Below are 13,732 nucleotides of genomic sequence, written 5' to 3'. Positions count from 1 at the left end.
TCCGGCAACGATCCGTCATCACATTCCGGCCACCTGCACGGCGAGTACCGCCGAACGTCCCGACCGCACCACGGCCAGCGCCTCGGCCAGGCCGTCCTTCAGCTCGTCCGCCGCCTTGACGGTCCTGCCCCATGCCCCACCCGCCGCTTCGGCGATGCCGGGCAGGTCGGCCTGCGGGGTGAAGTGGACACCGAAGTCGTTCCGCCGGGCCGCCGTCCCGTCCGGGTGCACCCCCAGCGCGGACGCCTTGGGCGCGTTCCAGCCGTTGTTGTCGAACACGACCGTCAACGACGGCGCGTCGTAACGGCGAGCCATCCAGAACACCGACGACGGCACACCGAAGAGGTACGATCCGTCGCCCACCAGCGACACGACCGTGCGCTCCGGCGCGGCGAGCTTCGCACCGATGGCGGCGCCGATCGCCCAACCGAGCGAGCCGCCGCCAGATCCGAGCAGCGATCCCGGGGCGTTGCGGCGCAGGTGCCAGCTCACCGTCGGGTAGTTCGTGATCGCCTCGGTCAGCACGAGCGTGTCGTCGTCGATGGCTTCCCGCACGCACGCGACGAGGTACTCCGGCGTGATCGTCTCGCCGTCGGGAGCCTCCCGCCCCGCCCTCGCCGCGTACAACCGGTCGTGCTCGGCGGCGGCGCGTTCGCGACGGCGCGCGACGACCTCCGCGTCGGCCAACTCGGCGACCCGCCTGCTCAACTGCCGCACCGCGGTGCCGAGGTCGGCCCGGGCGAACAACTCCGCGGGCACGTGCCACAGCGGCATCTGGTCCTTCAGCGGGTCCTCGTCGACGACGAACACCCGGGCCCGCGCGTTCGGCCGGTTCTTCGTCGGGATCCACGGCACGTCGCTGCCCAGCACCAGCACCACGTCGGCTTCTTCCAGCAACGGGTTGTGGTTCTGGTCGTTCCACTGGAAGCCCCAGTGCAGCGGGTGGTCGGCGGGGAAGTTGACGTGGGCGGGCACCGACTCCAGCACCCCGGCGCCCGCGGCCTCACACAGCTCCACGAGCGCAGGCACCGCCTCGTGGTCGCGGCCGAGGTAGGAGGTCACGACCACCGGCTGCCGCGCTCCGGCGAGAGCCTCCGCCACACGGTCCACCACGTCCGGAGCCAGCGCGGCGGGCGCCACGGGCGAGAAGTGGGCCACGTCGGCCTGCCGTGTCGGCGCCTCGGCCTCCATCACCTCTCGCGGTCCGACGAGGTACACCGGCCCCTGCGGGGAGCTGCTCGCGATCTGCAGCGCCCGGTGCACGAGCTGCTTGACGTTGGCGCCGGTGCGGATCTCGTTGTCGTACTTGGTGTAGCCCCGCACGATGCCGCGCTGGTCGTGGACGTCCTGGATCCACTGGATGAACTCGTTGCGGCTGCCGAACAGCTCGCCCTCCTGCGTGTAGGGCGACGCCCCGGCGTACAGCAGGACTCCGACCCGGCCCTTGGCGGCGTTGTGCAGCATCCCGCCGATGTTCTGGGTGCCGCACTCGACGTGCACGAGCACCGCCTGGGCGACACCGGTGACCTGCGCGTACCCGAGCGCCGCCGCCATCGCCACGCTCTCGTGGGGGCAGATCACCAGTTCGGGCAACGTGTGCTCGCGGCCTTCGACGCGCGCCTGCGCGTAGGCCTCCAGAATTCCGGGGTGGTCGCTGCCGAGATTGCCGAAGACGTATCGGACGCCTCCCTCGGCGAGCGCCTCGAGGAACGCCCTGCTGGTGGTGTAGCCGGTGTCGGCTGTCTGGGGAGAGGTAGCGTCGGAGCCCACAGTCGGTCTGTCCCTTCCCGTGTCGGTCGTTATGGAGCCTCGTCCGTGACCGGCCGGCAACGCAACGGCACCGTTTCGACGGCCGGAACACCCATGACAGGGAGACGGAAGGGAGAACGGGGCGGCGCGCCCGGGCTCCCCACGTCCGACCCCCAGCCGGGCGTGCGGAACGACCTCGGCGATCGGCACGCCGCCACTACGCGTTCTCGCACACTGTGACGTGGGGAACCAGCCGCCGGTTCCCTCGAATTCTCACGCGTCTCGCACGGGCGTCCCACCTGCGGTAAGGCGGCGAGGCCCGACGGGCAAGATGACCGGGTGCCTTCCGACTACTCCGACGACCCGACCGAGCGACTGCCGCGGGTGAGGCCGGACCGGGCGACGCCCGCGCGACCGGCCCGACAGCGACACCGGGCCGATGAGGGTGCCCGGACGGCCACCCCGCCGAGGCGAGGCCGGGACGGCGGTGACGACGCGGCGACCGGAGGAGCCCGTCCCACACCGCCTCGCCGTCGCACACAGCCGACACGGTCCGCCGTCCGGAAGGAGGCCAGCCGAAAGGAGACCGCCCGGAAGGACGCTGCTCCACGGTCCGCTTCCGGGCGTACGCCTTCGGACGACGAACGGTCGGCCGCCTCCCGCACCGAGCGGGACGACGCCGTACCCGCGCACGGTCATGGTCACGGGCACGGTCATGTCCCGGCCGCGCCGGCGTCCCAGCGGGTGCGGCGTCTGCTGCTGGCCCTGTTGGCTCCGGTCGCGGCGGCGACCCTGATCGCCGTGGGCCTGCTGTACCCGTGGGACGGTGGGCCCGAGCAGTCCGCGAACTCGGTGGGCACCCCCGTCGACGGGGTGGTGACGGCCGCGACGGCCGGTCCCTGCCTCGCACCGGGCCAGGTGCGGGTCGGAGAACCCTCACCGGACGACCGGCGGTGCCTGTCCGTGGAGGTGTCGCTGGAAGACGGCCCCGCGGCGGGCTCGACGATCACCAAGATCCTCCCCCTGGAGCCCAGCAGCCCCCGGTTCGCCGTGGGCGACGAGGTGGTGCTGGCCTACAGCGGCGCCGAGGCGGCGGACCCGTCGTCGTACCAACTGCGCGACTTCCAGCGGGGTGTGCCACTGTCGCTGCTCGGCGTGCTGTTCGCGGGTGCGGTCCTGCTGCTCGGACGCTGGCAGGGGCTCGCTTCCCTCGCGGCGCTCGGCATCAGCTTCGCCGTCATCGTCGTCTTCGTGCTCCCCGCCATCCTCGCGGGGCGCAGCCCACTCCTGGTGGCGATCGCCGCGGCCGGATTGATCATGTTCATCGCGCTGTACGTCACCCACGGGTTCTCCGCCCGCACGTCGGTCGCCGTGCTGGGCACGATGGTGAGCCTCGGCCTGATCGGTGTGTTGTCGGCCGTGTTCTCGGCGGCGGCCGATCTGACGGGGCTCGACACCGACACGAGCACGCTCATCGGCGCGCTCGGTGAGGGCATCGACGCACGCGGCCTGCTGCTCGCCGGCATCGTGATCGGCGCGCTCGGCGTCCTCGACGACGTGACCGTCGCCCAGGCGAGCGCGGTGTGGGAGCTGCGGCGGGCCAACCCGGCGCTCACGTGGCGCGAACTGTACGCGGCCGGGCTGCGCATCGGACGCGCTCACGTCGGCTCGGCCGTGAACACGCTCGTGCTCGCCTACGCGGGCGCGGCCCTGCCCCTGCTGCTGCTCTCCTCGCTGGCGGACGTGGGCCTGTCGCCGATCCTGCAGTCGCAGGACGTCGCGCAGGAGATCGTGCGCACCCTCGCGGGCAGCATCGGCATCGTCGCGGCCGTGCCCCTGACCACGTTGCTGGCCGCCGTCGTCGCCGTGCGCGACGATCCCCCGGAGCCGGAGAAGGCGGAGAAGGCGGTGGAGACTGCGGGGACGGAGAAGGCGACCGGGAACGCCGGGAACGCCGACAGCCGGCTCAACCGTCCAGCGTCGCCACGAACCGGCTGACGGCCTCCATGCTGAACCGCTGTGCGAGCTTGCCCGAGGGCGCGGCCGAGGCAAGACGGTAGAGGGGCCGGTCGGCCGCGGCGTCGCCGCGCGCTTCGGCCCGCAACTGTGCCACGAGGAGTTGTGAGAACACGACGCCGCCCGCGTCCATGTTGTTCACCACCGCGTCGGCGAGCCTGCGCAGCGGCAGGATGCCGAGCTCCCGTCCCCCGGTGCCCGCGTACACGGCGAGGTCGATCTTGACGGCTCCGGACCGCTGCGCGCCGTTCACCAGCAGGCTCACCGTCCTCGTGCCACGCACGTCGGTGAGCAGCAGGTCGATACGCGAGGCGGTCACGAGGTCGACCCGGCGCGAACCCCACGTGCGCACGGTGACCGTGGTGCCTTCCAACCACATCCGGCGCCGCGCCCCGGACAGCACCAACAGCAGCAACGGCACCGCGACGACCGCCGCCACCACCAGCCCGGCGATCTGGCCGCCGACGAGCCCGGCCACCCCGCCGAACGCTGCGGCGAGCAGCGCCACGGCGATCAGCCCGGACACGGCCCTCTTTCGGCGTGCTTTCCGGTCGTCGCCGGAGAGGGGAACCCGCTCGGGTTCCCTCGGCGATGTGCCCGCGGTGGGCTCCTGCTCACTCATTCCGTGTCCTCGATGCCCTCGATGGCTCACTGGTCTTCGCTGCTGTCAGGTGAGAAACGGGTTGCCCGCCCGCTCCCGGCCGATCGTGGTGCTACCCCCGTGGCCGGGCAGGACCACCGTGTCGTCGGAGAACGAGAGCACCGTGGTCCGAAGGGAGGCCGACAGTGCGGCCGGATCGCCGCCCGGCAGGTCGGTGCGTCCCACCGAACCCGCGAACAGCGTGTCTCCGGTCAGCGCCAGCCTGCCGCCCTCCTCGGCCCGTAGTCCGAAGACCACCGAGCCCGGCGTGTGCCCGGGTGTGTGGAACACCTCGACCCGCAGCCCGGCGAGGTCGAGCGGTCCCTCGGACAGCGGCTCGACCGCCGTGGGTTCGGGCAACGTCACCCGGCCGACCGCGGAGGCCAGTCGAGGGCCGAGCCCGGCGAGCGGATCGGTCAGCAGGTGCCGGTCCTCCGGCCGGATGTGGACGGCGACGCCGTACGCGTCGGCCACGGCTGCCGCGGAGGCGACGTGGTCGTAGTGCCCGTGGGTGGCGAGCACGGCGACCGGCGTCAGGTCGTGCTCGCGCACCGCCTTCTCGACGCCGCCCTCGGCCCCCTCACCGGGATCGACGACCACGCACTCCCGGCCGGCCCCGGCCGCGACCAGGTAGCAGTTCGCCTGGAACGCGCCTGCCGCGAACCCGACGACGAGCACGACGAACACCTCCGGATCTGGGACCGGTCTCACCCTAGCCGCCCCTACACAGGGTCCTCACAGACAGTGCCCATAGACTGCCGCCCATCGCAGCGGGTGTGTCGAGACGACTCCGAGGAGGGCAGGTGGCGACCAACCAGCAGCGCCGCGAGGCCGCGAAACGTAAGCTCGAACGGCAGCTCGCCCGTCGTGCCGAGCGGGCGAAGCGACGCAGAATCGTCGGGGTCGGCGTCACGGTAGGCGCCGTGGTCGCTGTCGCCGGACTCGTCGTGGTCCTGGCCACACGTGGCGGCGACAGCGTGGCGGAGGGCACCGACCCGGCCGCCGGCAGCTCGTCGTCGGCCGCTCCGAGTTCGGAAGAGATCCAGATCCCCACCGAGCGCGTCGAACCGGCATCTCGCGCCGAACCGCTACCGAACCCGACGTCGTGCGAGTACCCCGAGTCGGGCGAGCCGGCCAAGGAGGTCCCGGCACCGGACGGGAAGGACGTGCCGTCCGAGGGCACCGTGAAGGTCACGCTGCACAGCAACGTCGGTGACATCGGGCTGAACCTCGACAGGTCGCTCGCCCCGTGCACGGTCAACAGCTTCGTGCACCTGGCGCGGGAGGGCTACTACACCGACACCGGCTGCCACCGGATCGGCACGCAGGGCCTGCAGATGCTCCAGTGCGGCGACCCGACCGGTCAGGGCACCGGCGGACCCGGCTACACGTTCGCGGACGAGACGTTCGACTCCCTCACCTACGGCCGGGGCATCCTGGCGATGGCCAACAGCGGCCCGGACACCAACGGCAGCCAGTTCTTCATGGTCTACGGCGAGGCTCCGCTGCCGCCGAGCTACACGGTGTTCGGCACCATCGACGACGAGGGTCTCAAGGTGATCGACGAGATCGCACGCGCGGGCCACGACGGCAGCTTCGACCCGAGCCCGGGTGGCGGCAAGCCCAACACCGAGGTGACGTTCACCGACGTGACCGTCGAGGCGTAGCAGCACGCGTGTCCGCACTTCCCGTACGCGTGTCCGCAGCCTGCGGCGCGAACACGCGTACACCGGGTGCGGACACGCGTGCACAGGCTGCGGACACGACTCAGCCGAAGCGGGGCGGGCGGCGCTCCAGGAAGGCGGCGACGCCCTCGGCGTAGTCGGCGCTGTGGACGGCCTCGCTGCGGATGCGCTCCACCTCCGCATCGGAGGTCCGCTGGCCTTCGAGTATGCGTTCGATGATCTCGTTCATACCCCGCACCGACGTCTGCGAGCGCGAACACAGCGTGCGCGCGAACTCCGTCGTGGTCTTCTCCAACCCGGTCTCCTCGACCACCTCGTTGACCAGACCCATCTCCGCGGCCCGACCCGCGTCCACGAGCTGCGCAGACAGCAGCAGATACCGCGCGTGGGCCGGACCGACGAGCGTGACGAGTTGCCGCGTCGACGTGAAGTCGTAGACGATGCCGAGCTTGGCCGGCGTGATACCGAAGCGTGCGTTCGCCGCCGCGAACCGGAAGTCGCACGCCACCGCGAGCTGGCACCCACCGCCGATGCAGTTGCCGTGGATCATCGCGATGCTCGGCTTACGCATGGTCGTGAGCGCCCGCACCGCCGCCGTCACCGCCCGGTCGTAGGTCGCCGCTCCCTCCGCGGTGGACCGCAGCGTGCGGAACTCACCGATGTCGGCGCCCGCCGAGAAATGACCGCCCGCCCCCGTCAGCACGAGTACCTTCACAGCCGGGTCGGCCTCGACCTGGGCGACCACCTCGGGAATCGCCGACCACATGCCGTGGCTGATGGCGTTCATCTTCTCCGGCCGCGCGAACGTCAACCTGGCGATCTCGGTGTGGGTGTGGAACTCGATCCCGTCGCTCATGATCAGGCACAGTACGGCGTCGGGAGCGCAGCCCGGATCGTCACGAGGCCGAGGTCACGCGGTAGACGTCGTAGACGCCCTCCACGTTGCGGACCACCTTGAGGACGTGGCCGAGATGTTTGGGGTCACCCATCTCGAACGTGAACCGGCTGACCGCCACGCGGTCCCGCGAGGTCGTGACCGACGCCGACAGGATGTTGACCCGCTCGTCGGCGAGCACCTTGGTGATGTCGGACAGCAGCCGGTGCCGGTCGAGCGCCTCCACCTGGATCGCCACGAGGAACACCGACGACTCGGTGGGGGCCCACTCGACATCCAGCAGCCGCTCCGGCTGCTTACGGAGTTCGTCGGCGTTGGTGCAGTCCGTGCGGTGCACGCTCACCCCACCGCCGCGGGTGACGAAACCCAGGATGTCGTCACCGGGCACGGGAGTGCAGCAGCGCGCGAGTTTGGTCCAGATGTCGGTCTGGCCCTTGACCATCACGCCGACGTCGCCGGTGCCGCGCCTGCGCGTGACCGTGGACGGCGTGGCGCGTTCGGCGAGCTCCTCTTCGGCCTCCTCGACCCCGCCGATGAGCGCCACCAGGCGCTGCACGACGTGCTTGGCACCGACCTGGTGCTCCCCCACGGCCGCGTAGAGCGAGCTGATGTCGGAGTGCCGCAACTCCTTGGCGACCGCACCCATCGTGTTGGCGGACACCAGTCGCTGCAGCGGCAGGCCGACCTTGCGGACCTCCTTGGCGATGGCCTCCTTGCCCGCCTCGATGGCCTCGTCGCGCCGTTCCTTGGCGAACCACTGGCGGATCTTCGCCTTGGCCTTCGGCGACGCCACGAACGACATCCAGTCGTGGCTCGGCCCGGAGCCTTCGGCCTTCGAGGTGAAGATCTCGACGACCTCACCGTTGTCGAGCTGGCGTTCCAGGGCGACGAGCCTGCCGTTCACCCTCGCGCCGATACAGCGGTGTCCGACCTCGGTGTGCACGGCGTAGGCGAAGTCCACCGGCGTCGCCCCCACCGGCAACGTGATCACGTCGCCCTTGGGCGTGAAGACGAAGATCTCGCGGGTGGCGAGGTCGTATCGCAGCGACTCGAGGAACTCGCCGGGATCGGCCGCCTCCCGCTGCCAGTCGAGAAGCTGACGCATCCACGCCATCTCGTCGACGTCCACGGCGTTGCCGCGGTGGGTGCCCTTGGTCTCCTTGTACCGCCAGTGGGCGGCGATACCGTACTCGGCGGTGCGGTGCATCTCGTGGGTACGGATCTGCACCTCGAGTGGCTTGCCGTCCGGCCCGATCACGGTCGTGTGCAACGACTGGTACACGCCGTAACGCGGTTGCGCGACGTAGTCCTTGAACCGCCCCGGCATCGGTTGCCACAGCGCGTGCACCACGCCCATGGCGGCGTAGCAGTCGCGGACCTCGTCCACCAGGATGCGCACACCCACCAGATCGTGGATGTCGTCGAGGTCGCGACCGCGCACGATCATCTTCTGGTGGATCGAGTAGTAGTGCTTGGGCCGCCCCTCGACCTTGGCGCTGATGCGGGACTCCTCGAGCTGCCGGGTCAGCTCACCGATGACCCACCGCAGGTAGGTGTCCCGGGACGGCGCACGGTCGGCCACCAGCCGCACGATCTCGTCGTACTTCTTCGGCTGCAGGATCGCGAAGGCGAGGTCCTCCAGCTCCCACTTGACGGTGGCCATACCCAGCCGGTGAGCCAGCGGCGCCAGGACCTCGAGCGTCTCCTTCGCCTTGCGCGCCTGTTTCTCCGGAGGCAGGAAACGCATGGTACGCATGTTGTGCAGGCGGTCGGCGAGCTTGATGACCAGCACCCTCGGGTCACGGGCCATCGCGATGACCATCTTGCGGATGGTCTCGGCCTCCGCCGCCGTGCCGAGCTTCACCTTGTCGAGCTTCGTGACACCGTCGACGAGCTGCGCGACCTTCTCCCCGAACTCGTCGGTGAGCTGCTCCACCGAGTAACCGGTGTCCTCGACCGTGTCGTGCAGCAACGCGGCCACCAGCGTGGTGGTGTCCATCCCCAGCTCGGCCAGGATCGTGGCCACCGCGAGCGGATGCGTGATGTAGGGGTCGCCGGACTTGCGGCGCTGGTCGCGGTGCAGTTCCTCCGCGACGTCGTAGGCGCGTTGCAACAGCGCCAGGTCGGCACTCGGATGGAGCTCCCGGTGAATGACGGCCAGTGGCTCCAGAACCTGCTTCACCGACGCGGGTCGCTGCGCGGTGATCCGCCGGGCCAACCGGGCCCGCACGCGGCGAGTGGCCGACGGCGCACGCACGGTGGCTCCGGGGGCGCTGTCCTGCCCGGCGCGCGTGGGCGTGCCGGCGTCCGAACGGGCAGCGACCACGGAATCCAGCTCCTGGCTCACCCGCACCTCCAGCTCGTCACGCGACTGATGACGTCAAGCGTAACGCGCCGGAAGCATTCGCTATGCCCTCGGGCGGTGCCGGACCCGAGACGTCCGCACCGGACGCGGGGTCAGACCGTGCGCAGCGCGTGCACGGGCAGCGACCCGAGCCGCGACCGACCTCGGAGTTCGGCCAGCTCCAACACCACGGCGACCCCGGTGACCTCGGCACCCGCGCTGCGGAGCAGCTCGGCCGTCGCCGCCACGGTGCCGCCCGTGGCCAGCACGTCGTCCACGATCGCGACGCGCTCACCGCCGTCCACCGAGCCCACCGGCAGCTCAAGACTCGCCGTGCCGTACTCCAGCTCGTAGTCGACGCGGCCGGCGACGCTGGGGAGCTTGCCCGGCTTGCGGACCAGCGCCACCCCGAGCCCTCGGGCGTAGCCGAGGGCTGCGGCCAGCACGAAGCCCCGGGCCTCCACGGCGGCGAGGCGGTCCACCCCGTCGCCGATCATCTCTCCCAGTGCTTCGATCACGTGGGCGAACGCGGTGGGGTCGCCGAAGAGCGGGCTGAGATCGCGGAACAGGACACCGGGTTCCGGGAAGTCGGGGATCTCGGTGATGAGGTCCAGCGCCCGCTCGAGTTCGCTCCCGCTCACCGCTTCCGCTTCCCTGTCGGGCGCGCGGCGCTCCGCTGCTGAGTCGACTTCGGGTGCCGAGCCGGCACACTCGCCGCGGCGGCGTAGGCCTTCTCGCGGCGTAGTTCGGCCGCGAGCTGTTCGTCGTCAGCGGGGTTGAAGTCGTCGTCGGCGAGTGCCGAACCGTTCTCCGCACCGAGCTTGCGAGCCTGGTTCTCCCTGCGGGCCCGCACCTTCTCCGCCTGCTTCCGGTACTTCGGTTCGCGCATCTTGAACGCCACCAGCAGCGGCGTCGCGAGGCAGACCGACGAGAGCGTTCCGGCGAGCATACCGGTGAGCAGCACCAGCGCCAGGTCCTGGAGGGTTCCGGACCCGAGCAGCAGGTAACCGATGACCAGCAGGCCGAGGACCGGCAGCAGCGCGATGACCGAGGTGTTGATGGAGCGCATCAACGTCTGGTTGAGCGCCAGGTTCGCGGCCTCGGCGTAGGTGCGGCGGGTCAGGTTGAGGATGCCGCGGGTGTTCTCCTTGACCTTGTCGAACACCACCACGGTGTCGTACAGCGAGTAGCCCAGGATCGTGAGCAATCCGATGGCCGTCGCGGGGGTCACCTCGAAGCCCACCAACGCGTAGACGCCCGCGGTGACCACGACGTCGTGCAGCAACGCGATCAGGGCGGAGACCGCCATCCACGTTTCGAAGTAGAGGATGAGGAAGACCGCCACCAGCACCAGGAAGACCGCGAGCGCGATCAGGGCCTGCCGGGAGATCTCGCCACCCCAGGTGGCGCTGACCCGGCTGTCGCTGATCACCTGCTGGCTCGGCTGTCCCGAGGCGTCGACCGGTTGCAACTGCTCGAACAGGGCTTGCTTGACCTGCTGGACCTCGTTCGGCTCCAGGGTCTCCGACCGCAACTGGATGGTGGCGGACTCGCCGGTGCCGACCTGCTGGGCCTCGGCGGGGTTCGTGCCCATGGCGTCGGCGAAGGCGTCGCTCGCCTCGTCGGTGGTGATCGGACCCTCGGCGCCCGCCGCGGGGAGTTGGATCTGCGTCCCGCCCTCGAACTCGATGCCGAGGTTGAAGCCCCTGATGCCCATCGTGGCGATGCAGGCGAGGATGAGCGCACCGAAGAAGACGAACCACCGCTTGCGGTGGCCGACGATGTCGAACGCGCCGGTACCGGTGTAGAGGCGCTGGAAGACCGATTCCTTCGCGGGTGCGTCGGTTGTTGCGTTCGTGGTGGTCGGGTCTGACTTCGCCACGTCACGCCTCCTTCACGGCAGTGCGGACCGCGGCTCGACGGCCTTCGCCGATGCGTTGCACCGCACCGAGACCGGAGAGCTTGGGACTCGAGAGCTTCTTCGATCGGGACACCATCGCCACCAGCGGGTGCGTCACCAGGAACACCACGATGAGGTCGAGCACCGTGGAGACGCCGAGGGTGAAGGCGAAGCCCTTCACCTCTCCCACCGCGAGCACGTACAGCACACCCGCGGCCAGGAACATGATGGCGTCCGATGCGAGAATCGTGCGCCGCGCCTTCTCCCAGCCGCGTGGCACGGCCGAGCGGAAGGTGCGGCCCTCTCGCATCTCGTCCTTCAAGCGTTCGAAGTAGACGACGAACGAGTCCGCGGTGACACCCACGGCGACGATGAACCCGACCACGCCCGCGATGTCGAGGGTGTAGCCGATCCAGCGTCCGAGCAGGACCAGTACGGCGTAGACGATCAGACCGGACAGTGCGAGCGACAGGATCGTCAGCACGCCGAGAATCCGGTAGTAGAACAGGCAGTACACGAACACGAGGGCGAGACCGACCGCGCCCGCGATCAGCCCGGCCTCCAGAGTCGCGAGACCCAGCGTGGCCGACACCGTGGTCGCGTCGGACGACTCGAACGACAGCGGCAGTGAACCGTACTTCAGAACGTCGGCCAGGTCCTTCGCCTCGGCCTGCGTGAACTGGCCGGTGATCTGGGTGTCACCGCCCGCGATGGCCTGGTTGATCGTCGGCGCGGACACCACCTCGGTGTCGAGCACGAAGGCCGCACGCTGCCCGATGTTCTGCGCGGTGAAGTCCGCCCACGTGTCCGCGCCCTGCGGCGTGAACGACAGGTTGACGACCCAGCCGCCTTCCTGGGTGTTGTAGACGGACGAGGCGTCGGCGATGGCCGTGCCCTCCAGGAACACCGGCGACAGGACGTACTTCTCGGTGCCTTCCCGGTCGCACGCCACCAGCGGCAGTTTCGGGTCGTCGTTACCGGCCAGCGGGTCGAGTTCGTTCGGGTCGCAGGTCAGTCGCGCCAGCGCCTGCTGCTGCAACTGCTGCGCCTGCTGCATCGCGGCCTGGTCGGTGGGGTCGGCGGGCACGAGTGCGGGGTCCTGCCGCCACTGCTTGGCCTGCTGGATCTGCTCGGCGGCCTCCTCCTGGAGGGTCTGACCGTCGCCACCGTCACCGCCGTCAGCATCGTCGCCCTGGCCGCCGTTGTCGTCGCCGTCGGGCTGCTGGGCGGGGGCGGAGCCGAGCGGGCTGCTGCCGCCGCCCTGGTTGCCGGAGGAGTCGTCACCGTCGGTACCGCTGGAGTCCGCCTGGTCGCCGGATTCCGTGTCACCGGTCGCGCCTTCGGTGTCCTGGCCCTGGGAGTCCTCGCCCTGGCCGGTGTCCCCCGCGTCCGCGCCGGAACCGGGCTGCTGTGTGCCCGGCGGGGTGCCCGGCTGGCCCGCGGGGACCGCCGCGACGACCTGCCGGAAACCGAGCTTCGCGGTCTGTCCCAGCGTCTTCGCCTGCTCGCCCTGGTCACCGGGGACCGTGATGACGACGTTGCTGCCGTCGAGCACGACCTCCGCGCCGCTGACACCGATGCCGTTGACGCGGTTCTCGATGATCTGACGGGCTTGCTGGAGCTGCTCGCGTGACGGCTCGGAACCGTCCGGCGTCCTCGCCGTCAGGGTGACCCGCGTGCCGCCCTTGAGGTCGATTCCGAGCTTGGGCGTCGGGCTGCCGTCGCCGGTGAAGAACACCAGCGAATACAGCGCGGCGACGATCACGACGAAAAACGCGAAGTAGCGTCCCGGGCGGATCTGCCCGGCGGGAGGTGCCACGGTCGGTCGCTCTCCTCGAACTGTTCGACGGCTTGACGAGTCGGCAGGCGGGTCACTCACCGCGAGGTAGCGAACGCGCCCAGCACCGAGACCTTACTCGGCGCTGGGCATGCGCAACAGACCACCCGCACCGGCGAGTCCGTCGACGGCGCTGCCGGTGTCGCGGTGCGGTGACGAAGCGGTCGCTACTTCTTGCCGTGCTCGGCGGAGGAGGCGACCGGCGCGCCCTCGTCGACCTTCTCGGCGTCGACCTTGCCTGCCTCGCCCTTCAGGTCCTCGGCCTCGACAGCGGAAGCCGTGACGGTCTCCTCCGCGTCCTCGGAGGCGTGGGAGGGGTCGGAGGTGTCGATGTCGGTGGTCGGCACGATGCGCTCGCGCACGGCCTGACGCAGCCAGGTCGTCACCACGCCCTCGGCGATCTCCAGGTCGATGGTGGTGTCGTCGCTCGCGTCGGCGACGGTCGCGTACAGACCCGACGTGGTCATCACGCGGTCACCCGCGGTCAGGCTGTTCTGCATCTCCTGCTGCTCGGCCATGAGCTTCTTCTGCTTGCGCGTGCTCAGGATGAGCGGCAACGCGACGACGAGCATCAACAGCAGCGGCAGGATAAGGCCGTCCATGGTTCTCCATTCGCAGACGCCGCCTGTGGTGGAGCGTGACGTCCGAGTTGTGTCCGGATGTGCT

Annotated in this window: 11 protein-coding genes; 2 read left to right on the top strand and 9 right to left on the bottom strand. The window is 70.3% G+C overall.

Going from position 1 to position 13,732, the window contains the following annotated elements:
- Window positions 1-18: 18 nt before the first annotated feature.
- Window positions 19-1,770: a thiamine pyrophosphate-requiring protein gene (locus SACCYDRAFT_RS09195; protein ID WP_005455616.1), complete on the bottom strand. Its 1,752-nt coding sequence runs from the start codon at window positions 1,768-1,770 to the stop codon at window positions 19-21.
- 723 nt (window positions 1,771-2,493) lie between these two features.
- Here SACCYDRAFT_RS09195 and SACCYDRAFT_RS09190 point away from each other — a divergent pair.
- Complete coding sequence (locus SACCYDRAFT_RS09190) at window positions 2,494-3,747, top strand: YibE/F family protein (protein ID WP_005455614.1); 1,254 nt, start codon at window positions 2,494-2,496, stop codon at window positions 3,745-3,747.
- Here SACCYDRAFT_RS09190 and SACCYDRAFT_RS09185 read toward each other — a convergent pair.
- Window positions 3,716-4,387, bottom strand: coding sequence for a hypothetical protein (locus SACCYDRAFT_RS09185; RefSeq protein ID WP_005455613.1), 672 nt, complete (start codon window positions 4,385-4,387; stop codon window positions 3,716-3,718). The genes SACCYDRAFT_RS09190 and SACCYDRAFT_RS09185 overlap by 32 nt on opposite strands.
- A gap of 45 nt (window positions 4,388-4,432) precedes the next feature.
- Window positions 4,433-5,083, bottom strand: coding sequence for an MBL fold metallo-hydrolase (locus tag SACCYDRAFT_RS09180; protein ID WP_005455610.1), 651 nt, complete (start codon window positions 5,081-5,083; stop codon window positions 4,433-4,435).
- A gap of 125 nt (window positions 5,084-5,208) precedes the next feature.
- On the opposite strand from SACCYDRAFT_RS09180, the gene SACCYDRAFT_RS09175 reads away from it, so the two are divergent.
- Window positions 5,209-6,072, top strand: a complete 864-nt coding sequence (locus tag SACCYDRAFT_RS09175) for a peptidylprolyl isomerase (RefSeq protein ID WP_005455609.1) — start codon at window positions 5,209-5,211, stop codon at window positions 6,070-6,072.
- 100 nt (window positions 6,073-6,172) lie between these two features.
- Here SACCYDRAFT_RS09175 and SACCYDRAFT_RS09170 read toward each other — a convergent pair whose 3' ends face one another.
- From SACCYDRAFT_RS09170 to yajC, 6 genes are all read right to left on the bottom strand, one after another.
- Window positions 6,173-6,946: an enoyl-CoA hydratase/isomerase family protein gene (locus SACCYDRAFT_RS09170; RefSeq protein ID WP_005455608.1), complete on the bottom strand. Its 774-nt coding sequence runs from the start codon at window positions 6,944-6,946 to the stop codon at window positions 6,173-6,175.
- A gap of 40 nt (window positions 6,947-6,986) precedes the next feature.
- A complete protein-coding gene (locus SACCYDRAFT_RS09165) occupies window positions 6,987-9,332 on the bottom strand; it encodes a RelA/SpoT family protein (RefSeq protein WP_005455607.1) in 2,346 nt (781 codons plus the stop codon).
- A gap of 110 nt (window positions 9,333-9,442) precedes the next feature.
- Complete coding sequence (locus tag SACCYDRAFT_RS09160; RefSeq protein ID WP_005455606.1) at window positions 9,443-9,970, bottom strand: adenine phosphoribosyltransferase; 528 nt, start codon at window positions 9,968-9,970, stop codon at window positions 9,443-9,445.
- On the bottom strand, window positions 9,967-11,211 hold the full coding sequence (secF, locus tag SACCYDRAFT_RS09155) for a protein translocase subunit SecF (protein WP_005455605.1): 1,245 nt from the start codon (window positions 11,209-11,211) through the stop codon (window positions 9,967-9,969). Before secF ends, SACCYDRAFT_RS09160 begins: the two co-directional genes overlap by 4 nt.
- A gap of 1 nt (window position 11,212) precedes the next feature.
- Window positions 11,213-13,048 (bottom strand): protein translocase subunit SecD, encoded by a 1,836-nt coding sequence (gene secD / locus SACCYDRAFT_RS09150; RefSeq protein ID WP_005455604.1) that lies wholly within the window; start codon window positions 13,046-13,048, stop codon window positions 11,213-11,215.
- A 185-nt stretch (window positions 13,049-13,233) separates the two neighbouring features.
- Window positions 13,234-13,668 carry a preprotein translocase subunit YajC gene (yajC, locus tag SACCYDRAFT_RS09145; RefSeq protein WP_005455603.1) on the bottom strand — a complete coding sequence of 145 codons (435 nt, stop codon included), beginning with the start codon at window positions 13,666-13,668 and terminating at the stop codon, window positions 13,234-13,236.
- Window positions 13,669-13,732 lie beyond the last annotated feature (64 nt).

The sequence above is a fragment of the Saccharomonospora cyanea NA-134 genome (assembly GCF_000244975.1).
GTDB classification, from domain to species: domain Bacteria; phylum Actinomycetota; class Actinomycetes; order Mycobacteriales; family Pseudonocardiaceae; genus Saccharomonospora; species Saccharomonospora cyanea.
This window is presented reverse-complemented; position numbering and strand designations above follow the sequence as displayed.

Coding starts and splice junctions, on each gene's coding strand:
- SACCYDRAFT_RS09185 (WP_005455613.1), bottom strand. CDS start 4,387: ATGAGTGAGCAGGAGCCCACCGCGGGCACATCGCCGAGGGAACCCGAG.
- SACCYDRAFT_RS09170 (WP_005455608.1), bottom strand. CDS start 6,946: ATGAGCGACGGGATCGAGTTCCACACCCACACCGAGATCGCCAGGTTG.
- yajC (WP_005455603.1), bottom strand. CDS start 13,668: ATGGACGGCCTTATCCTGCCGCTGCTGTTGATGCTCGTCGTCGCGTTG.